At 65.8% G+C, this 20,235-nt stretch carries 21 protein-coding genes; 11 read left to right on the top strand and 10 right to left on the bottom strand.

All coding sequences use genetic code 11. The annotated features are described in order from the left end of the window. Positions 1 to 165: 165 nt before the first annotated feature. Positions 166 to 1,113: an alpha/beta fold hydrolase gene (locus HGR_RS09520; protein WP_039853100.1), complete on the bottom strand. Its 948-nt coding sequence runs from the start codon at positions 1,111 to 1,113 to the stop codon at positions 166 to 168. A 92-nt stretch (positions 1,114 to 1,205) separates the two neighbouring features. Here HGR_RS09520 and HGR_RS09515 point away from each other — a divergent pair, with 92 nt between their 5' ends. The 3 genes from HGR_RS09515 to HGR_RS09505 all read left to right on the top strand — a co-directional run bounded on the left by HGR_RS09515 (position 1,206) and on the right by HGR_RS09505 (position 4,242). Then, positions 1,206 to 1,988: a 3-hydroxybutyrate dehydrogenase gene (locus tag HGR_RS09515; protein ID WP_006298010.1), complete on the top strand. Its 783-nt coding sequence runs from the start codon at positions 1,206 to 1,208 to the stop codon at positions 1,986 to 1,988. Between the two features lie 198 nt (positions 1,989 to 2,186). Continuing rightward, a complete protein-coding gene (gene ompR, locus HGR_RS09510; RefSeq protein ID WP_006298009.1) occupies positions 2,187 to 2,921 on the top strand; it encodes an osmolarity response regulator transcription factor OmpR in 735 nt (244 codons plus the stop codon). Positions 2,922 to 2,961: 40 nt separating this feature from the next. Beyond that, the gene (locus tag HGR_RS09505; RefSeq protein ID WP_006298008.1) at positions 2,962 to 4,242 is read left to right on the top strand and encodes an ATP-binding protein; all 1,281 of its coding nucleotides are present in this window, start codon (positions 2,962 to 2,964) and stop codon (positions 4,240 to 4,242) included. 104 nt (positions 4,243 to 4,346) lie between these two features. On the opposite strand, the gene ispF is transcribed toward HGR_RS09505, so the two are convergent. Beyond that, on the bottom strand, positions 4,347 to 4,832 hold the full coding sequence (gene ispF, locus HGR_RS09500; RefSeq protein ID WP_039853083.1) for a 2-C-methyl-D-erythritol 2,4-cyclodiphosphate synthase: 486 nt from the start codon (positions 4,830 to 4,832) through the stop codon (positions 4,347 to 4,349). Continuing rightward, on the bottom strand, positions 4,829 to 5,566 hold the full coding sequence (gene ispD / locus HGR_RS09495) for a 2-C-methyl-D-erythritol 4-phosphate cytidylyltransferase (RefSeq protein ID WP_039853097.1): 738 nt from the start codon (positions 5,564 to 5,566) through the stop codon (positions 4,829 to 4,831). The genes ispF and ispD overlap by 4 nt, the downstream gene beginning before the upstream one ends. A gap of 148 nt (positions 5,567 to 5,714) precedes the next feature. Here ispD and mfd point away from each other — a divergent pair, with 148 nt between their 5' ends. From mfd to HGR_RS09475, 4 genes are read left to right on the top strand one after another with little or no spacing between them, the layout of a single operon-like run. Further along, the gene (gene mfd / locus HGR_RS09490; protein ID WP_006298005.1) at positions 5,715 to 9,248 is read left to right on the top strand and encodes a transcription-repair coupling factor; all 3,534 of its coding nucleotides are present in this window, start codon (positions 5,715 to 5,717) and stop codon (positions 9,246 to 9,248) included. Continuing rightward, a complete protein-coding gene (locus tag HGR_RS09485) occupies positions 9,245 to 9,868 on the top strand; it encodes a hypothetical protein (protein WP_006298004.1) in 624 nt (207 codons plus the stop codon). The genes mfd and HGR_RS09485 overlap by 4 nt, the downstream gene beginning before the upstream one ends. 3 nt (positions 9,869 to 9,871) lie before the next feature. Then, a complete protein-coding gene (gene serB / locus HGR_RS09480) occupies positions 9,872 to 10,612 on the top strand; it encodes a phosphoserine phosphatase SerB (RefSeq protein ID WP_006298003.1) in 741 nt (246 codons plus the stop codon). Between the two features lie 44 nt (positions 10,613 to 10,656). Beyond that, positions 10,657 to 11,007, top strand: coding sequence for an Mpo1-like protein (locus tag HGR_RS09475; RefSeq protein ID WP_006298002.1), 351 nt, complete (start codon positions 10,657 to 10,659; stop codon positions 11,005 to 11,007). Between the two features lie 43 nt (positions 11,008 to 11,050). Here the strand turns inward: HGR_RS09475 and HGR_RS09470 are convergent, their stop codons facing one another. Then, positions 11,051 to 11,890: a DUF481 domain-containing protein gene (locus tag HGR_RS09470; protein ID WP_006298001.1), complete on the bottom strand. Its 840-nt coding sequence runs from the start codon at positions 11,888 to 11,890 to the stop codon at positions 11,051 to 11,053. A 237-nt stretch (positions 11,891 to 12,127) separates the two neighbouring features. Between HGR_RS09470 and HGR_RS09465 the strand changes: the two genes are divergently transcribed. Further along, entirely contained in the window at positions 12,128 to 12,364 is a 237-nt protein-coding gene (locus HGR_RS09465) for a hypothetical protein (RefSeq protein ID WP_006298000.1), read from the top strand. Positions 12,365 to 12,445: 81 nt separating this feature from the next. Beyond that, positions 12,446 to 12,769 carry a hypothetical protein gene (locus tag HGR_RS09460; RefSeq protein WP_006297999.1) on the top strand — a complete coding sequence of 108 codons (324 nt, stop codon included), beginning with the start codon at positions 12,446 to 12,448 and terminating at the stop codon, positions 12,767 to 12,769. A 28-nt stretch (positions 12,770 to 12,797) separates the two neighbouring features. Here the strand turns inward: HGR_RS09460 and rlmB are convergent, their stop codons facing one another. Together rlmB and HGR_RS09450 are read right to left on the bottom strand one after the other, a co-directional pair. Next, positions 12,798 to 13,538 carry a 23S rRNA (guanosine(2251)-2'-O)-methyltransferase RlmB gene (gene rlmB, locus HGR_RS09455; protein WP_039853095.1) on the bottom strand — a complete coding sequence of 247 codons (741 nt, stop codon included), beginning with the start codon at positions 13,536 to 13,538 and terminating at the stop codon, positions 12,798 to 12,800. An 87-nt stretch (positions 13,539 to 13,625) separates the two neighbouring features. Next, entirely contained in the window at positions 13,626 to 14,327 is a 702-nt protein-coding gene (locus tag HGR_RS09450) for an ABC transporter ATP-binding protein (protein WP_006297997.1), read from the bottom strand. Here HGR_RS09450 and HGR_RS09445 point away from each other — a divergent pair. Both HGR_RS09445 and mnmH read left to right on the top strand, forming a co-directional pair. Further along, positions 14,326 to 15,027 (top strand): arylesterase, encoded by a 702-nt coding sequence (locus HGR_RS09445; protein WP_006297996.1) that lies wholly within the window; start codon positions 14,326 to 14,328, stop codon positions 15,025 to 15,027. The two genes, HGR_RS09450 and HGR_RS09445, sit on opposite strands and share 2 nt — an antisense overlap. A gap of 13 nt (positions 15,028 to 15,040) precedes the next feature. Beyond that, positions 15,041 to 16,090 (top strand): tRNA 2-selenouridine(34) synthase MnmH, encoded by a 1,050-nt coding sequence (gene mnmH, locus HGR_RS09440; RefSeq protein ID WP_006297995.1) that lies wholly within the window; start codon positions 15,041 to 15,043, stop codon positions 16,088 to 16,090. Between the two features lie 54 nt (positions 16,091 to 16,144). On the opposite strand, the gene HGR_RS09435 is transcribed toward mnmH, so the two are convergent. From HGR_RS09435 to HGR_RS09420, 4 genes are all read right to left on the bottom strand, one after another. Then, positions 16,145 to 16,966, bottom strand: coding sequence for an ABC transporter permease (locus HGR_RS09435; RefSeq protein WP_006297994.1), 822 nt, complete (start codon positions 16,964 to 16,966; stop codon positions 16,145 to 16,147). Next, a complete protein-coding gene (locus tag HGR_RS09430) occupies positions 16,966 to 17,913 on the bottom strand; it encodes an ATP-binding cassette domain-containing protein (protein WP_006297993.1) in 948 nt (315 codons plus the stop codon). The genes HGR_RS09435 and HGR_RS09430 overlap by 1 nt, the downstream gene beginning before the upstream one ends. A gap of 97 nt (positions 17,914 to 18,010) precedes the next feature. Then, positions 18,011 to 18,853: a DUF2189 domain-containing protein gene (locus tag HGR_RS09425; protein ID WP_006297992.1), complete on the bottom strand. Its 843-nt coding sequence runs from the start codon at positions 18,851 to 18,853 to the stop codon at positions 18,011 to 18,013. A 116-nt stretch (positions 18,854 to 18,969) separates the two neighbouring features. After that, positions 18,970 to 20,220: a PLP-dependent transferase gene (locus tag HGR_RS09420; protein ID WP_039853080.1), complete on the bottom strand. Its 1,251-nt coding sequence runs from the start codon at positions 20,218 to 20,220 to the stop codon at positions 18,970 to 18,972. Positions 20,221 to 20,235: the final 15 nt, after the last annotated feature.

The following is a 20,235-nucleotide window of genomic DNA, read 5'->3' as shown; positions in this document are numbered from 1 at the left end:
CAGTGGCTCGGCGAAGGCGCGCGCGCGCGCAATGGCCGAGCCAGCCAGCGAGGGTGCGGATGCGCCCGCAGGTGCGGCGTCGGTGGCGACGGTGATCAGAGCGGCCGCGGATTCGGCGCGCTCCGCCGCTCGTTCAGCGGTCTGACTTTTCATGCTGCTCTGCCATCAAGAGCCCAGCAAAAACTCTCGCACCGCGTGCACCTGGTTGTCAGCGACCAGGGTCGGTGCATGCCCCACGCCCGCGAACTCCAGCACCCGTGCCCTGGGGCCGCGTCGGGCCATGGCCTGCGCGGTTTCGGCGGACAGCAGATCAGAATCCTGTCCGCGCAACAGCAAGGTGTCGGCCCTGATGGCGTCGTACATCTGCCACAGCAAGGCCTCGCCCGCGGCCGCGGTCTCGGGGGTCATCTGCCGGTAAGGCGCGGCAATGGCCGGGTCGTAATGCAGCACATACCCCGCACCCTTGTCCGCCTGCCGCGGCGCGGGCTTGAGCATGGGGCGGGTCAGATCCAGCCACTGCTCGCGCGTGTGCGGTCCAAAGCCGGTGGAAATCAGGCGCAAGGCCTCGGCGGCTTGCTCCACGGTGTCGAAATGCAGGGGGGCACCGAGGTAGGTGCCGATGCGTTGCAACGCGGCCCAGGCGATGACGGGGCCGACGTCGTTGAGCACCAGCTTGCGGATCGGAAGGGTCACCGGCAGCGCCGCGGGCTGCAAGGCGGCCTGCCCCAGCAAGGCCAAACCAATCAGGCCTCCCATGCTGGTGCCCAGCCAATCCAGCGTGACCGGTTTCAAAGCGCCCAGCAGGACGGCCATGTCCATCGCGTACGCAGGAATCTGGTAGCCCATGGGATCGGCCAGCCAATCGCTGCGCCCACGGCCGACCACGTCCGGACAGACGATGCGCAGATCACCCGAAGCCCCCCCGGCCGCATCGAGCAAGGCACGCGCCAGCACGTCGAAATCGCGTCCCTGACGCGACAGGCCGTGCACACAGAGCACCACGTGGGGTGCATCGTCCCGCCCCCATTGCCAATAGGCCATGCGGTGGGTTCCGTCACGGCTGCCCACGGCGGCACCGGGGCAAGAGACATGGTTGAGCTTGGGTTCGGTCATGGTGCGCGATTTGCGGGGACGCGCGGTTCGGGGGCCCGCGCATGGCATCATCCTAATTCATCGATTTACCCCCCAGCGGAATGGAGACAAAAATGCTGAAAGGCAAGACCGCCCTCGTCACGGGATCGACCAGCGGTATCGGACTGGGCATTGCCAAGGCCCTGGCGCAACAGGGCGCGAACATCGTGCTGAACGGTTTCGGTGACGCGCAAGGCCCGAAACATGAGATCGAAGCCCTGGGCGTCGAAGTGGACTACCACGGCGCGGACATGAGCTGCCCCGCCGACATCGAGGCGATGATGGCGTTTGCCGCCCAGCGCTTTGGTCGGGTCGACATCCTGGTCAACAATGCGGGCATCCAGCATGTGGCGCGGGTCGAGCATTTCCCGCCCGAGCGCTGGGATGCCGTGATCGCCATCAACCTCAGTTCTGCCTTCCATGCCACCCGCTTGGCCCTGCCCGCGATGCAGGCCGCCAACGCCGGCAAGGGCTGGGGCCGCATCATCAACGTGGCCTCGGTGCACGGCTTGGTCGCGTCCGCCGAGAAAGCCGCCTATGTCGCGGCCAAGCACGGCCTGGTGGGCCTGACCAAGGTCACGGCGCTGGAAAACGCAACCACTGGTGTGACCTGTAACGCCATTTGCCCCGGCTGGGTGCTCACCCCCCTGGTTCAGAAGCAGGTGGACGCGAAGGCCCAAGCCCTCCATCTCAGCAACGCCGAGGCGACCAAACTGCTGCTCGGCGAAAAAGAGCCCTCCCTGCAGTTCACCACCCCCGAGGAACTGGGTGCTCTGGCCGTGTTCTTCTGCTCGCCCGCGGCCGACAATGTACGGGGCGTGGCTTGGAACATGGATGGCGGCTGGGCTGCCCAGTAACACCCGGACGCGACGCGCCGAATCAGCGCGGGCCACGGTCGCCTGCGATACCCGGGACCCTAACCGTTTGTAACATTCTGAAAAGGGTTGGTCGCTCGCTGGCTGTAGGCAAGCGGTCGGCGGCACAATCCCGGCCACAACCGTGCGGTTTTTCCTATTTCCGTCATTTCGACGAATTACAACTTTTCTGTCCGTGCCATGACGACCCCATCCAACAGCCGTACCGACAAGATCTTGGTCGTTGACGACGACGCCCGCATCCGTGACCTGCTGCGCCGCTACCTGACCCAGGAGGGATTCGAGGTCTTTCTGGCCGAGGATGGCAAGGCGCTGACGCGCATCCTGCTGCGTGAATCCGTGGACCTGATCGTGCTCGACCTGATGATGCCCGGCGAGGACGGTCTCTCGATTTGCCGCCGCCTGCGCGCCGCGAACGATCGCACCCCCATCATCATGCTGACGGCCAAGGTGGAAGACGTGGACCGCATCGTGGGTCTGGAAGTCGGCGCGGACGACTACCTGGGCAAGCCCTTCAACCCGCGCGAGTTGCTGGCGCGCATCAACGCCGTGCTGCGCCGCCGCCCCGCGCCGGAAGCGCCGGGCGCACCCTCGAGCGAGCAGGAGGTTGTGGCCTTCGGCCCCTATGTGTTCGATCTCAGCGCCCGCACCTTGCGCAAGGACGGCGAGGAGTTGCCCCTGACCACGGGGGAGTTCGCGATGCTCAAGGCCCTGGTGCGGCACCCGCGCCAGCCCATGTCGCGCGAAAAACTGGCACAGCAGGCGCGCGGCAGGGAATTCGAGCCGTTTGACCGTAGCCTGGATGTGCAGGTCTCGCGTTTGCGCAAGCTCATCGAGCTGGACCCGGCGTCCCCGCGCTACATCCAGACCGTCTGGGGCGTGGGTTACGTCTTCGTTCCGGATGGCGCGCATTGAAGCGCGCCGGCCCATCCACTGCCACTGACCTGCCTCGGCGATGGCTCTGAATCACGATCTAGGCGATGGCCCGGATTCCGACGAAGCGATACGCCGGGCCGCCGAGCTGGGCGTTCCCCTGGCCTCGGCCGATCCGACCACGGCACGCTGGCTGGCCTGGCTGAAGGAAGACAACGTTGGTAAACCCAGCGACAAAACCGAGACCCCGGCTGACCTCACCCGGCCCAAGGCGGTCCCAGAACGACCCCGTGAGTCACTGTCGCGCTCCCAACAGCCTGGGCATGGCGCGGCCGACCTTGACGATGCGGCGGCCGTTGACGTGCCATTTTTCCCTGCGAGCGGTCTCAGCTTGTTCTGGCGTACCTTCGGTCTGATCAGCCTGCTGCTCGGCGCGAGTACCTTGACCTGGCTGGAAACGCTCAACCTGCTCGAAAGCGAAACACGTCAGGGCGTCTGGCTGCTCTGGCTGGTGGTGGGGGTGCTGCTGTCGCTGGCCGGCGCGGCCTTCGTCGCTCACCTGATCAACCAACCCTTCAAGCAACTGTCCTTCGCCACCAGCCGCATCCGCGAGGGCGATTTCGAGGCCAGCCGCCTGAACGAGCGTGTGCCAACAGCCGAGATACGCCAGGTCAACATCGGTTTCAACCGCATGGCTCAGCGCCTGGCCAAGCTGGATCAGGACCGTGCCGTGATGCTGGCCGGCATCAGCCATGACTTGCGCACGCCCTTGTCGCGCCTGCGGCTGGAGACCGAGATGAGCGTGGCCGACACCGACGCGCGCGCACACATGGTGGCGGACCTGGAGCAGCTGGACGCCATCATTGACAAATTCATGGACTACGCGCGGCCAGACCACGTGCGGCTGGAGCGCGTCAACCTGAACGAGGTGATCCGGAGTTGCCTCTACGCCTTCGAACACCGCGAGGACATGCGCTTCAACATCGATCTGCCCGCGGACCTCTGGGTCATGGCCGACGCGGTCGAGCTCGGTCGAGTCATCTCCAACCTGGTGGAGAACGCGCGCCGCTACGGCAAGACACCGGAGACCGGCATCACCACGCTGGACATCGGGGTGCGCGCGCGTGAGCCCTGGGTGCAACTGCGCCTGCGCGACCATGGTCCCGGCGTGGCGCCCGAGCATCTGCCCAATTTGACCAAGCCCTTTTACCGCGGCGACACCGCGCGCACCGCCGCGACGGGGGCCGGCTTGGGCCTGGCCATCGTGGAGAAGACTCTGCGCCGCATGGGCGGACGCTTCGGCGTGGGCAACAGCAGCCTGGGCGGCTTCAGCACCCGCATCGAGCTGCGGCAAGCGAAATAGATCGATACAGAAGCAGCGACAGGCCCAAGGCCCAAGGCCAAGGAGTCAACGCAGCAGCGCGTGCGGATCGCGGCCGCCCCGCACCGGGGGCAGATCAAACGGCTTCAGCGCAGCAGCAGCACCACGGCTCGCGCCTCGATGCTCAAGCCCTCGCCCACGGGCCCAAGTTTCTCGGCCGTCTTGGCTTTCACATTGACCTGGGTCTCCTCCAGCCCGAGCAGCGCGGCGATGCGCGCGCGCATGGCGGGGATGTGCGGCGCCATCTTGGGAGCCTGGGCGACGATGGTGCTGTCCACGTTGGCGACGCGCCAGCCCTGAGCCCGCACCCGCGCGCTGGCCTCGGCCAGCAGCACGCCGGAGTCCGCGCCTTTGAAACGGGGATCGGTGTCAGGAAAGTGGCGACCGATGTCACCCAGGCCCGCCGCACCGAACAGCGCATCGGTGATGGCATGCAGCAAGGCGTCCGCGTCCGAATGACCCAGCAAGCCCTTGGCGTACGGCACCTGGATGCCCCCCAAGATGAGGGGGCGCCCCTCGACCAGCTGGTGCACGTCCCAGCCCTCACCGATTCTCATCTCTGGAATGCTCATGCGCTTTTCTTTCTCGCTTGCAGCACGGCCTCGGCCAATGCGAAATCCTCGGGATAAGTCACTTTGAAGTTCTGCGCGCTGCCGGGCACCAGGCGCGGCGCGAGGCCTAGAGCCTCGATGGCGCTGGCCTCATCGGTCACGGCGGCGGCGCCCTGCGCCGCCTGATCCAGGGCCTGGGCGAGGGCCTGGGCCAATTGCCCCAAGCGGAACATCTGAGGTGTCTGCGCCAGCCATTTGTCGGCGCGATCCAGCGTGGCCTGAACCCGCGCATTCTCGCGATCCACCCCGGCCTGCTTGAGGGTATCGGGCAGTGGCAAGGCGAGCAAACCGCCCACCGGGTCGTCGGCGCAGGCGACCATGAGTGCGTCGATCTGCGCCGGGGTGATGAGGCAGCGCGCGGCGTCGTGCACCAGCACCCAGTCCTCGTCCCGCGCCCCCCGCGCGCGCAACTCGGCCAGGCCCTGGGCCACCGTGTCGGCGCGGGTCGCGCCTCCTTGAGGCACCACCGACCAGGCCGATGTCGAACTTAGAAAGGTGTCGCCCGGCGCCACAACCACCAGCACCTGCCGCAACGAAGGCTGTGATGCCGCGACCGCGGCAAAAGCCGCCAGTGTGTGTAGCACCAGCGCCTGACCCGCGACGGCTTGGTACTGCTTGGGCAGGGAGCCGCCTGCACGGGTGCCGGTGCCGGCGCAGGGAATCAGGACGTGGAACTGGGGCACGAGAGCTGTCATGGAATGGGCGGCATTTTCCCATGGCTCGCCCATGCCAACCCAGGCAACGCGACCCCAAGGGCGTCCGGGCACGCGAAACGCCAACCCACTAAAATCCCGCCACACCCCCTGCAAACGGCGCAGGGGGTTTTCGCGTTTTATGCACCCGATGGAACTCCCCAAGCTTCAAACCGGCAAGCGCCACACCCTGCCCCGCCCGCCCGGCTCCGCCGACGCGCTGCTGCTCGCCCAGCTGGCTCACAGGGAAAAAGAGGCTGGGCGACTGCTGGCTGTCGTCTGCGCCGACGCGACTGACACGCAACGCCTGATCGACGAGATCGCTTTCTTCGCGCCCACCCTGCGCTGCGCGGTGTTTCCCGATTGGGAAACCCTGCCCTACGACAGCTTCTCCCCGCACCAGGACCTGATCAGCGAACGGTTGGCCACGCTCTGGCGCCTCTACAACACGGGGCAGAGCAGCACGGGCTCGGTGAAGCCGCAAGACGCCATCGACCTGGTGCTGATGCCAGCCACCACCGCGCTCTACCGCCTGGCGCCGCCCAGCTTTTTGGCGGCCACCACCTTCGAGTTCAAGGTCAAGCAGAAGCTGGACGAAGCCGCACTGCGCAGCCAGCTCACCCTGGCCGGCTACAACCACGTCACCCAGGTGGTCAGTCCCGGCGAGTACGCGGTGCGTGGCGGCCTGATCGACCTGTTCCCCATGGGCTCGGCCGTGCCCTACCGGGTGGACCTGTTCGACAACGAGGTGGACAGCATCCGCACCTTCGACCCCGACAGCCAGCGCAGCCTCTACCCCGTGCCCGAGGTGCGCCTGCTGCCCGGGCGCGAGTTTCCGATGGACGAAGGCTCGCGCGCGCTGTTTCGCCGCCGCTGGCGCGAACTGCTGGAAGGCGACCCGACCAAGAGCCGGCTCTACAAGGACATGGGCAATGGCGTGGCCACGGCGGGCATCGAGTACTACCTGCCCTTGTTCTTCGAGCAGACCGCCACGGTCTTCGACTACCTGAGCGGTGGACGGCAACAAAGCGCCACGCTGGTGCTGCATGGCGACATCGAACCCGCGCTGCGGCGTTTCTGGACCGACACCCAGGACCGCTACCGTCTGGCCCAGGGCGAGCCCGAGCGCCCGCCCATGCCGCCCGAGCACCTGTTCCTGAACGCGGAACAGTTCTTCACCCTGGCCAACGCGCATGCGCAACTTGCCCTGAAAGCGGCAGGCAGTGGCCAGGAGGCGCCGGATTTCGCCGAGTTCGACCGCTTGCCCGAGGTGACCGCCGCGCGCGGCACCGACGACCCCCTGCTCAAGCTCAAGGACCACCTGCGCAACACCCAGCACCGCGTGCTGCTGTTGGCCGAGAGCGACGGCCGGCGCGAAAGCCTGCTCGATTTCCTGCGCGCCAGCAGCGTGGTTCCGCCGGCCTTCGACACCTTGGAGGAGTTCCGCGCCAGCAAGGAACGCCTGGGCATCGCGACCGCCGCCTTGCAGCAGGGCTTCGCCTGGACGCAGGAGGCGCTGGATTTCGTCACCGAGACTGAGCTGTTCGCGACCAGTTCGGGCGCGCGCCGCCGCAAGAAGCAGGAACAGGTCAGCGACGTCGAGTCGTTGATCAAGGACCTGTCCGAGCTCAACGTGGGCGACCCGGTGGTGCATGCCAGTCACGGCATTGGTCGCTACCGCGGTCTGATCAACATGGACGTGGGCGCGAAGAACCCCGACGGATCCCCCGCGCCGCAGGAGTTCCTGCACCTGGAATACGCCGACCAGGCCGTGCTCTATGTGCCCGTGAGCCAGTTGCAGCTCATCAGCCGCTACACCGGCGTCAGCGCCGACGAAGCGCCCTTGCACAAGCTGGGCAGCGGCCAGTGGGAGAAAGCCAAGCGCAAGGCCGCGCAACAGATCCGCGACGCGGCCGCCGAACTGCTGAACATCTACGCGCGCCGCGCGGCGCGCGAAGGCCATGCCTTCCGCTTCTCGGCACGCGATTACGAGCAGTTCGCCAACGACTTCGGCTTCGAGGAAACCGCCGACCAGAAAGCGGCCATCCATGCAGTGATTCAGGACATGATCAGCCCACAGCCCATGGACCGCCTGGTCTGCGGCGACGTGGGCTTTGGCAAGACCGAGGTCGCGCTGCGCGCCGCCTTCGTGGCTGTCACCGGTGGGCGACAGGTCGCCTTCCTCGCCCCCACCACGCTGCTGGCCGAGCAGCACTACCAAACCCTGGTGGACCGCTTCTCCAAGTGGCCGGTCAAGGTGGCCGAGATGAGCCGCTTCCGTTCGACCAAGGAAATCAACGCGGCGCTCAAAGGCGTGGCCGACGGCAGCGTGGACATCGTGGTCGGCACGCACAAGCTGCTGAGCGCGGACACCAAGTTCAAGGACTTGGGCCTGCTCATCATCGACGAGGAGCACCGTTTCGGCGTGCGCCACAAGGAAGCCGTCAAGGCCCTGCGCGCCGAGGTGGACGTGCTCACGCTGACGGCCACCCCGATTCCGCGCACCCTGGGCATGGCGCTCGAAGGCCTGCGCGACCTCAGCGTGATCGCCACCGCGCCGCAACGACGCCTGGCCATCAAGACCTTCGTGCGCAACGAAGACAAGGGCGTGATCCGGGAAGCCGTGCTGCGTGAATTGAAGCGCGGCGGCCAGGTGTACTTTCTGCACAACGAAGTCGAAACCATCGAGAACCGCCGCGCGCGTCTGGAGGAACTGCTGCCCGAGGCGCGCATCGGCGTGGCCCACGGCCAGATGCCCGAGCGCCAGTTGGAAGCCGTGATGCGCGACTTCGTGGCCCAGCGCACCAACCTGCTGCTGTGCTCGACCATCATCGAGACCGGCATCGACGTGCCCTCGGCCAACACCATCGTGATCAGCCGCGCCGACAAGTTCGGCCTGGCCCAGTTGCACCAGTTGCGCGGACGCGTGGGCCGCAGTCACCACCAGGCCTATGCCTACCTGATGGTGCCGGACAAGGAAAGTCTGACCAAGCAGGCAGCGCAGCGGCTGGACGCCATCCAGGCCATGGAAGAACTGGGCAGCGGCTTCTACCTCGCCATGCACGACCTCGAAATCCGCGGCGCGGGCGAGGTGCTGGGCGAGAACCAGAGCGGCAACATGCTGGAGGTGGGCTTCCAGCTCTACAACGAGATGCTGAGCGAAGCCGTGCGCAGCCTCAAGGAAGGCAAAGAACCGGACCTGCTGGCGCCCATGAGCGCTGCCACCGACATCAACCTGCACGCGCCCGCCCTGCTGCCCGACGACTACTGCGGCGACGTGCACATGCGCCTTAGCTTCTACAAGAAGCTCGCCACCGCGAAGAAGACCGAGCAGATCGACGCATTGCTGGAAGAGTTGGTGGATCGCTTCGGCAAGCTGCCGACCCAGGCGCAGACGCTGATCGACGTGCACCGCCTGCGCGTCATCAGCCAACCCTATGGCGTGGTGAAGGTGGACGCCACGCCCCAGCTCATCAACATCACCTTCCGCGCTGACGCGCCCGTGGACGCGATGAAGGTGATCGAGCTGGTGCGCAAGAACAAGCACATCAAGCTGGTGGGCAACGAGAAGCTGCGCATCGAGCGCGAACTGCCGGACGCGAAGGCGCGCGCGCATCTCGTGCGTGATGTGCTGCGTTCGCTGGGTCAGCCTATCGCTGCTGCTGCCGCCCCATCCACGCCATGAGCATTCCGAACGAATTCGCGCTCGCCATGGTGCTGGTGCTGACCGCACTGTGGCTACGGCCCTGGCGCATGCTGGCGCGAAACGGCCTTCAGACGCCCGTGCTCGCCACCCTCGCCCTGCTGCCCTTGTTCTGGGCTCTACCGCATTGGCACGCTGTGCCCTTGCAACTGCCGTGGTCCGGTGCCTGCTTGGCCCTGCTGTGCCTGGGCTGGCCGCTGGCCATGCCCGTGCTCACGCTGGTGGCCGGCATCACCTGGGCCGTCACCAGCATCTCTGGCGCGCAGGCCTTGAGCCTGCTGCTCTGGCAGGGCCTGGTGCCTGCCACCCTGGCGCTGGGCTTGGGCGCGGTACTGCGCCGTACCTTGCCGCCCCATCCTTTCATCTACATTCTGGGACGCGGCTTTCTGGGCACGGCCCTGTGTATTTTCGCCGCCCGTCTGCTGGCGCAAGCCGCCGGTCACACGCTGCCGAACATTGGCGGCGAGCTGTCCTGGGTCGCGCTGTGGCTGATGGCCTGGGCAGATGCCGTGGTCACCGGTCTGCTCACAGCGATCTTCGTGGCCTACCGCCCCCAGTGGCTGGCCACTTGGTCAGACACCCTCTACCTTCCGAAGCACTGAACCATGACTGTCGCCATCGAACACGCCCCCGGCCTGCTGCTGCAAGGCTTCACACCGCCACTGACCCTGAGTGACTTCAAGCTCATCGCCTTCGACATGGACTCCACGCTGATCAACATCGAGTGCGTGGACGAGATCGCTGACGCCGTGGGCCGCAAGGCCGAGGTCGCGGCCATCACTGAAGCCTCGATGCGCGGCGAGATCACCGACTTCAAGGACAGTCTGCGCCGCCGCGTGGCCTTGCTTCAAGGCGTCACCTTGGCGGACCTCGATGCCGTCAAGCGCGACCGCCTGCGTTTGAACCCGGGCGCGGCCGAGTTGGTCCGCGCCTGCAAGCAGGCTGGGCTCAAAGTGCTGTTGGTCTCTGGTGGCTTCACCCATTTCGCCGAGCATGTGCAAGGATTGCTCGGCATCGACTACACGCGCTCGAATGAGCTGGAAATCCAAGAGGGCAAACTCACCGGCCGCTTGGTCGACCAAGCCTGGGGCGACATCTGCGATGGAGCGGAGAAGCGTCGCACCGTGCTGCAGATCTGCGCGCAGCTTGGCATCTCGCCACGGCAGGCCATTGCCATGGGCGATGGCGCCAATGACCTGCCCATGATGGCCGCGTGCGCTGAAGCGGGCGGACTTTCCGTGGCCTACCACGCCAAGCCCAAGGTAAGAGAACAGGCCATGGTCGCCATTCAGTCGGGTGGACTGGACCGCCTGCTGGAAGTCGTATTACCTCCCGGCGGGATCTGAGCCCCTGGCCCTACCGCTGAGACCCCTCAACCAGGAGTTGTTTGATGACACCCGCTGAACTTCTGCGCTGGCAGTGGCAAGACTACTCAAAGTACCACGCCTCGCGACTCAACCTCTTGATCCACATCGTGGCCGTGCCGGCCTTCCTGGCCGGCAATGTGCTGCTGATCCTTGCCGTCCTGACAGCTCAATGGCCGCTGGGGCTGGGCGCGCTCGTGGGGTCCTTGCTGGCGTTCGGCGTGCAAGGCATCGGTCACGGCAAGGAAGCCCAACCTTCCGTGCCGTTCTCGAGCCTGTCCAATGCGTTGGGGCGCATACTGCTGGAGCAGTGGGTGACATTTCCGCGCTATGTGCTGAGTGGCGGATGGCGACAGGCACTGCGCAGGGCCTCTTGAGCCGCGCGCCCGGGGGCGACCAGCACGACCCCGTCCACGCGCATCAGCCGCCAAACTGCATGTTGATGCCGGTGAAGACCAGGGTGTCGAAGCGTTGCACGGGCGCATGCGCCATGCCGTCGTAACGCCGCTGCAATTTCATGCTGAAACTCAAGGTGCGGTTCAGGGCGATTTGCACTCCCATGTCCAGCTGACCGCGCGTGCCTTCGATCTCCCCGATGTTCCGATTCACCGTGAGTTTCTGCTGGAATTGAACGGCTCGGGTGAGATGGTGGGTGGACTCCTCCCCCATCATCAACTCGTACACGTGCAGTTGCATCCGCGGCTCGCCGTCAATTTCGACGCCCTGCTTCAGGTATTCGTCTTGACGGTAAGACAAGCCCCCCAGAACATCCCAGGCGTGTCTCTGGCCGCGCAGAAACTGGTAACCGAAACCGCTGCTGTAGACCTGCCGCAGATCCAGCAACGCAATCCGGTCGTGGCTGAACTCCATGCCCCCAAAAGCAAACACGTGCTCGGAGAGGTTGTGGTCGTAGCGCAACCCCACCAATTCGCGGAACGCCGTGGTGGTCTCGCGCCGGGTATCGGTCTCCTCGTTCACGACTTCGGAACGGCTTTCGACGAATTCGGCGTTGATGGACAGCTTGTTGGCCTCGGTGCGTCGCTGAGCATCCAGCACCAGATTGACGTTCTGGGTCCGCGCGTTGCCCGACGTCGAGGACGATGCCGCGCCAATGTTGGCGGTCCAAACAGGATCGCCAGTTGAGCGGGGGCTTGGGGAGGCATCCTCGTCCACCAGATCTTCGGGAAGAGCCTGGGCGGCCGAGAATTGCATGGCATGCAGCAGGAACGCCGCCACGCCAATCAGGCATGCTTTCTTCATGGAGCGATTTTGCAGTCACTCGCGCAGTGCAGAATCAGCGAAAAGCACTCACTCTCATTCAGGCACGAGGCTGACAAGGGGCCGACGATCAGGCAGCGTGCCCGACCAGCCCGCCGCAGAGTCGAGGCACAGGTCGATTGCGGACCCAGCCGCGTCTGAGCGGCCAAATCCCCTCGGGTTGACAAGCCAGCCGGGGGGGCTAAGATTTCAGTCCATTCTCAGCCAGAGGAGTCCATCATGGCCGTCAGCAGCGTCAACGCCAATTCCATCAACACGGCGGCTTACGTCGCCCCCCAGCAGGACGCCTCCGCACGTCAGGCCGAGGAAGTCGAGAGCGCTCGGACTCAAGCCACAGAGGCCTCCGAGACCAGTGAGCAACAGCCCCAGCAAAGCGCCCCCGCACCCCAGGAGTCACGACCCGTGGTCAATTCCCAGGGTCAAACCACGGGTCGGCTGGTCAACGAATCGGCTTGACGCGCTCCGCACTGGAACGCACCCGCGCGGTTGGTTCGGTGATCACACCTTGAATTGACGCCAGTCAACGGCTCTTCCACCATGGTCATGGCTCTACCGTCTCTGAACAGTGGCACCGCCAGTGTCAGTAGCCAGCTCAACCTTTACCAAACCAAGCTGCAACAAGCCAGGCGCGAAGCCAGCCAAGCCGCTAACCTGGTGGCTCAGCTGGAGCAGCAAACCCAGACTGCCCGCGACCAAGCGGTGCGTGCGAACGACCGTGTGCGCGCGACCGAAAGCGACCCGCCGCGCACGGCGGCGGAGCCCTCCGCGGACAATGCTCCCGATCCTGCTGAAGAAGCACCACGCCCCACCTTGAACACCCTGGGGCAAATGAACGGTCGCCTGCTCGACGTCACCGCCTGAGGCGGGTTCGAACGTCGCGGCCTTTTCTTTAGCCTGTGCGCTGGCGCAAGGCCTCGTAGAGGCAAACGCCGCTGGCCACGGACACATTGAGACTCTCCACGCCGCCCTTCATCGGGATGCTGACCAGCGCATCGCAGGTCTTGCGCGTGAGCTGCCGCATGCCCTCGCCTTCCGCACCCAGCACCAGCGCGGTTGGCCCCTTCAGATCGGACTGGTACAGCGTCTGGGGCGCGTCATCGCTGGTTCCAATGCACCAGATGTTGCGCTCCTTCAACTCTCCCAGGGTGCGCGCCAGATTGGTCACCATGAAATAGGGCACGGTTTCGGCAGCACCGCTGGCGACCTTGGCCACGGTGGCGTTGAGTCCCACGGCATGGTCCTTGGGAGCGATCACGGCGTGCGCGCCGGCACCATCGGCCACGCGCAAGCAGGCACCCAGGTTGTGCGGGTCCGTCACGCCATCCAACACCAGCAGCAGTGGCGGACCGACCAAATCGTCCAACAGATCGTCCAAGCTGCGGGCCAATTCGATGGGCTGCACCCGTGCCGCCACGCCTTGATGGCCATGGTTGCCGGCGAGTTTGGCCAAGCGAAGGCCGTCCGCTTCGATCAGGCGCACACCCGCCTCTTGGGCTCGCGCGATGAACTGGCGCATGCGCGCATCGCGGCGCGAGGCATCGTAATAGATGTCGAGGATGGAAGTTGGCGCCGTCTTGAGACGCACGCCCACGGCATGAAAGCCGTACAGAACCTTGGGAGATGCAGACATGGGCGCCATTATCGGCGCTGCAGGCAGCAAGGCAGCCGATTGAAGTTGAGCCGTGCAGTCCCGATGGGTCTTATCGGGCTCGTTCGTTCAAACTGCCTCGTGTGCGCGCCCCGCATCGATGGCAATCCGCCGCTCGCAACGCGCCGCGATGCCCTTGTCGTGCGTGACCAGCACCAAGGTCGTGCCCTGCTCGCGGTTGAGCTGGAACATCAGTTCCATCACCTTCTCGCCGGTCGCGTAGTCCAGACTGCCGGTCGGCTCATCCGCGAGCAACACGGCCGGCTGCACGACGAAGGCACGGGCCAGCGCCACGCGCTGCTGTTCGCCCCCAGACAGCAGCTTGGGATAGTGGTTCAGACGCGCCCCCAAACCCACGCGCGCCAGCATCTCGGTCGCCGTCTTGCGCGCGTCCTTGCGGCCCGCGAGCTCCAGCGGCAACATCACGTTTTCCAGCGCGCTCAGGTGCGCCAGCAACTGGAAGCTCTGGAACACGAAGCCCAGTTTGCGCGCGCGCAGCGCGGCGCGCTCGTCCTCGTTCAAGGCAAACAGATCCTCGCCCGCCAGGCGCACCGTGCCGCTGCTGGGCGTGTCCAGGCCAGCGATGATGGACAGCAAGGTACTCTTGCCCGAGCCGGAAGCACCCACGAGTGCGAGGGTCTGACGCGGTGCCACGCTGAAGTGGATATCACGCAGAATATCGAGCTGGCCGGTCGAATCGCTGACGGACTTGACGACATGGTCCACGGCGATGACGGGATTGGAATCAACAGGAGTCGTGGATTCGGACATGAAGGATTTTTCTGCTTGGCGTTTTTGGAAAGCCGGTCAGCTGACGGCGCGCCGCTACTGTATCGCGGCCCTGCTGCTGGGCGGTTTCATGGGGACTTTCCACCTGCAACTGCTTGCGCAAACCCAAGCGGCGTCGCCCGCCTCTGGCGCGACGGTGCTGGTCGTTGGTGACTCGCTCAGCGCGGAATACGGTCTGGCGCGCGGTAGCGGCTGGGTCGCCTTGCTCGAGAAAAAACTCGGCACCGAAAAGCCCGGCCTGCGCGTGGTCAACGCCAGCGTCAGCGGCGACACGACCTTTGGCGGACGCTCGCGCCTGCCGGCCTTGCTCAAGCAGCACCAACCCCGCGTGGTGGTGATCGAGCTGGGCGGCAATGACGCACTCAGGGGACTGTCCCTGGACGCGACCCGGTCCAACTTGGCCTGGATGGCCCAGCAAGCCAAGCAGGCCGGGGCGCGCGTGCTGCTCGTGGGCATGCAGATGCCCCCCAACTATGGCGCGGACTACGCCCGCCGTTTCGCCGCGCTGTACGCCGATGTGGCACGCACCGAAAAAACCGGTCTCGTGCCCTTCTTCTTGCAAGGCGTGGCGGACGGCCCCGAACCGACTCGACTGTTCCAGGCTGACCGCATCCATCCGACCGCCGAGGCGCACCCCATCATGCTGGGCAATGTCTGGCCCGAGCTGAAAAAGCTGCTCTGAACCGGCACACACCATGCTGCACACCTTGTCCGCGGAGGAAGCCCTGCGGCGTCTCGATGCTTTCGATGCCTTGCTGGATGCACGCAGCGAAAGCGAATACGCCGAAGACCATTTGCCCGGCGCCCTTAACTGGCCCACGCTGAACGACGCCGAACGGCATGAAGTGGGCCTGCTGCACCGTGGCAACCCCTTTGAGGCGCGCAAGCGCGGCGCCATGATCGCGGCGCGCAACATCGCCGCCCACATCGAGCGCGAGGTACTGCACAAGCCCAAGGATTGGAAGCCCCTGGTGTACTGCTGGCGCGGCGGCAAGCGCAGCGGTTCGCTTGCCCTGATCCTGGGCGAGATCGGCTTTTACGTCACCCGCATCGACGGCGGCTACAAGGCCTTTCGCAACGCCCTGCTGTCCGACATGCCACGGCTAGCAACGGCGCTGGAGTGGCGCGTGATCTGTGGCGCGACCGGCTCCGGCAAGACACGGCTGTTGCACGCCCTGCACGAGGCCGGTGCACAGACCTTGGATCTGGAAGCGTTGGCCCGCCACCGCAGCTCGGTACTAGGCGCCTTGCCCGGCCAACCGCAGCCCACGCAGAAGGCCTTCGACACGCAGATCTGGGACGCGTTACGCCGTTTCGACCCGGCACGCCCTGTGTACGTGGAGAGCGAAAGCAAGAAGGTCGGCAACCTGGCCGTGCCGGATGCACTGATGGCGGCGATGCGCGCCGCGCCATGCCTGCACCTGCTGCTGCCCGAAGACGAGCGCGTGGCCCTGCTGCTGGAAGACTATCCGCATTACGCCCAGGACGCCGCGGACTTCTGCGCCCGGCTGGACGCGCTGACCGAGTTGCGCGGCAAGAAGACCGTGGCGCAGTGGCAGAGCCAAGTCCAGGCCGGCCAATTGCAGGAAGTGGTGCGCGACCTGCTGCGCACGCACTACGACCCTGGCTACCAGCAATCGAGCCTGCGCAACTTCGCGCGCTTCGCGGATGCGCCGCAACTGCATCCGCGTGACCGCTCCATGGCGGCCATGCAGGAACTGGCTCGGCAGATGCTGGTGGATTGAGGCAAGCGCCTTCCGTTGCGCGGACCTGCTGCCAAGCAGCTGGCTTGGTCCCAGTCAGGTCCTGAACCGCCTGCGCGTCAGGGCCAGGGCGATGCGCCAGGCCACCCAGCCATAGACGACCAGCACCGCCAGGTGCAGCCAAGGCTGAGCCGGCCAATGCCCCAGGAACAGCGGGCGCACGAGCTCCACCACATGCGTCAAGGGCAGGCACTCGGACACCATATGCAGCCAGGCTGGCAGGTTCTCGCGCGGGAAGAACACACCCGAGAGGAAGGTCATGGGCGTGAGCACCAGGGTGAAGTAGTAAGTGAAGAAGTCGTAGCCCTTGGCCAGGGCATTCACGATCAGCGCGATGCTGCTGAAGACCACGCCCGCCAGCAGCAGCACCGGCCAGGCCAACAGCAGCATGGGGCTGCGGCTGATGTCCAGCGCCGCCATCACGACCAGGATGACGGTGGCTGAAAACAGTGCCTTGAAGGCGGCCCACAGCATCTCGGCCCGCAGCACGTCGCGCAGGTCGATGGGCGCGTTCATGATGCTCTCCCAGGTCTTTTGCACATGCATGCGCGAGAAAGCGGAGAACATGGCCTCGAAGGTGGCCGCGTTGATGGCGCTCATGCAGATCGAACCGCTGGCCAGGAACACCAGGTAGGGCACGGCCTGTCCCGACCCGCCCCAAGGCACGGTGCCGATCAGCGCGCCCAGGCCATAACCGAAGGCCACCAGGGTGATCAGCGGCTCGGCCACATTGCCCACCAGGCTGGGCAGGGCCAGCTTGCGCCAGACCAGCAGGTTGCGCAGGAAGATGGGCCACCAGCGCAGCGCGGGAGGGAGGAAAGCGACTGACTTCCCCGTCGGTTGCATGTGGGTCTTCATCACCCTTCCTCCCGGATCTGGCGGCCGGTGAGCTTGAGGAACAGGTCCTCCAGATTGGCTGGCCGGTGCAGGCTGCGCAGACCAGTCGCATGGGCCAGCGCCTGCAGCAGGGGCGCGGCATCCTGCGTGTAGAAAAAGACCGTCTCGCCGCTGACCTCGACCCGGCTGGCCAGCGCGCGCAGGGACGCGTGGGCATCCCCGTGCGCCAGGGCCTGCGCCTGGCCCTCGCCACTCACGCCGTAGACCTCGACAACGTCAGGCTCCAGGTGCGCGGCGATCAGCTCGCGGGGTTTGCCCTCGGCGATCTTGCGTCCATGGTCGATGACCAGCAGGCGGTCGCAGAGGCGTTCAGCCTCGTCCATGAAATGCGTGGTCAGCAGGATGGACTTGCCCTGCTGCAGCAATTGCTGCAGCCGCTCCCACATCAGGTGGCGGGCCTGCGGGTCCAGGCCGGTGGTGGGCTCGTCCAGCATCAGCAGCTTGGGGTCGTTCACCAAGGCGCGCGCCAGGCTAAGCCGCCGCCGCATGCCGCCCGAGAGCTGACCCGGCTTGGCGTCGGCCTTGTGGGCCAGGGCCGCGAAATCCAGCAGCGCCGGGATGCGCGCCCGCATGGCCGCGGTCTTGATGCCGAAGTAACGGCCGAACACCAGTAGATTCTCGGCGCAGGAGAAATCCGGGTCCAGGGAGTCGTACTGAGTCACCACGCCCAGCTGCGCCTTGATGGCATGGGCGTCTTGCGGCATGCGCAGCCCGAAGGCCTGCACATGGCCGCTGTCCGGCGTCGTGAGCCCCAGACACATGCGCAGGGTCGTGGTCTTGCCCGCGCCGTTGGGACCGATCACCCCCAGGCATTCGCCGGAGCGGATCTCCAAGCTCAGGTCTTGGACAACAGTGCTCTCGCCATAGCGCTTGACGAGGCGATGGCAGCTCAAAAAGGCGTCGGACATGGGGACGATTCTGGCATGAGGCCCTGCTGCTCCGAGAACAAGCGAAGGCGCAGATGAGAACCTCAAGCGAGGCTCGGTGAAAAAGCCGGAAGGTGTTTCAGTCCAGCCACCGCACCGAGCCGCGGTAAGCATGCCAAGTGGCATGCCCCAGCCAGGGCCCGATGATCAACAGACCCAAACCCCAGGGGATGAAGGCCAGCACGACCAGCCCGGTGATCAAGGCGCCCCAGAAGAGCATGACGGCCAAGTTGCCAAAGAAGACCTGCAAGCTGGTGATCGAGGCCGAGATGGCGTCGGTGTCGCGGTCCAGGATCATGGGAATGGAAACCACGGAGGTAGCGAAGACCAGGCCAGCAAAGACACCGCCCACGGCCGCATAGACCGCCACGAAGGCCCAGTTGTCAGGATTGAACACCGCCTGCAGCACCCCAGCCGTGGACGGCATGCCGGTGTTAAAGAACACGGCGAAGACCACCAGGGAGGCACGCCCCCAGAGCAGCTCCAGCAAGAGCAGCACGAGCACCAGCAAGGCCATGCTGCCGAGGTGCCGATCCCAGCAGGTCAGCGAACTCGCAAGATCGGTCGCCCGGCCCTGCTCTCGCTGTCGGCTGACCTCGTACAAGCCCATGGCCAGAAAAGGTCCGACCAGCAGGCACCCCGAGACCAGGGACATGGTGTAGAGGGGCAAGTGCAGGAAGACGGCACTCAGGCTCAGCGCCATGCCCCAGAAGCAAAAGCCGTAGAACAGCGCGATGCCCATGGCGGACTGCATGTCGCGCCAGCCGCGCGCGAGCCAGCGCAAAGGGTCGGCGAATGACAGCGTGACGATGTCACGCCGAGGGGCCGACTCCGCAGCTGGCGACGACGGCGCCGTGGGCACCGGAACATGCGCAGAGGCGATCGGAGGGCGTTGGGTTTCGGACGGTTCGTGTTCAGCCATGGCCGCAAGCCTAATGACGCGACCCACTCCCTGTCGACTCAGGAAAACCCAGTGCAGGCGCCCGCGCGAAAAGCAAGTCACCGAAGGCGAAGGTCGGGCCAGTGTCGAGGCAAGCCTCAGGACACGTGACGAAGCGCCTGCTCTAAATCCGCCTGCAAATCTTCCACCGCTTCCAAGCCGACCGAAAAGCGCACCAAGGTGCCGGGTTTCAGGTGCGCGGGCCAGCGCTCGCGCATGGTGTTCAGGTCATAGGGCACGACCAAGCTGACGGGACCGCCCCAGGAGTAGCCCAGCTTGAACAGGCGCAGGGCGTCGCAGAAGGCGTCCACTTGTGCGCTGGCATGGCGGGCATCGAACATCACGCTGAACAAGCCTGCCGCTCGGCCCTCAAGCGTCTGATCCGCCCCCGAAGAGCCGCCGCACACGGCCTTCCAATGCGCATGGCCGGGCGCATCCGGGAACGCTGGATGCAGCACCTGCGAAAACTCCGTGCGATCCAGGCACCAGCGCGCCAGTCGTCGCGCCGACCGGTCGTGCGCGGCATAGCGCAACGCGATGCTGGGCAGGCTGCGCAGCACGGCCTCCACATCGTTCATGCCCACGCCCAGGCCCAGGCGCATGTGCGTGTTCTTCAACCGCAGGTGCAGGGCCTCGTCGCGGGTGACGACGGACCCCATCAGCACGTCACCACCGCCGCTGGGGTATTTGGTCAGCGCATGGGCGGTGAGGTCCACGCCCAGGCCCGGAGCGATGTCGAAGGCGTTGAAGGCCAGGCCGGCACCCCAGGTGTTGTCCAGGGCCACCCTCACCTGGGGCGCGGCACGGCAGATGCGCAGCAGTTCAGGCAAGTCAGGAAACTCCAGCGTCACTGAGCCCGCAGCCTCCAGCCAGACCAGGCGGGTCCGGTCCGTGATGCGCCGTGCCAGATCGCGCGGGTCCATGGGGTCGTAGAACTGGTGGCTGATGCCCCAGTCCTTAAGTTCGCCTTCGGCCAGGGCCTTGCTGGGGCCGTAGACGTTGTCCGGCAGCAGTACCTCGTCGCCTTGGGCGAGCAGGGACAGGCTCGCCAAGGCAATGGCCGACAAGCCGCTGGGCACCAGCAAGGTCTGCAAGCCGCCTTCCAGCGTGGCCAGCCGCTCCTCCAGCAGGTAGCTGGTCGGCGTGCCGTGCAAGCCATAGGTGTAGCCCGTCTTGTGCTTCCACTCCCGGCTGCGCATGGCGGCGACACTGGGGAAGAACACGGTCGAGGCCTTGAACACACCGGGCTGCGGGGCGGAGAAATCCTCTGGCGGCTGATACGGGTGGTGGATCAGCTGGGTGGCAAGGTTGGGAGACGGGAGATTCAGGGACGGATCATGAGGGCACATGCGCTGATGGTAGCG

The organism is Hylemonella gracilis ATCC 19624, from assembly GCF_000211835.1.
GTDB lineage: Bacteria > Pseudomonadota > Gammaproteobacteria > Burkholderiales > Burkholderiaceae_C > Hylemonella > Hylemonella gracilis.
This window is presented reverse-complemented; position numbering and strand designations above follow the sequence as displayed.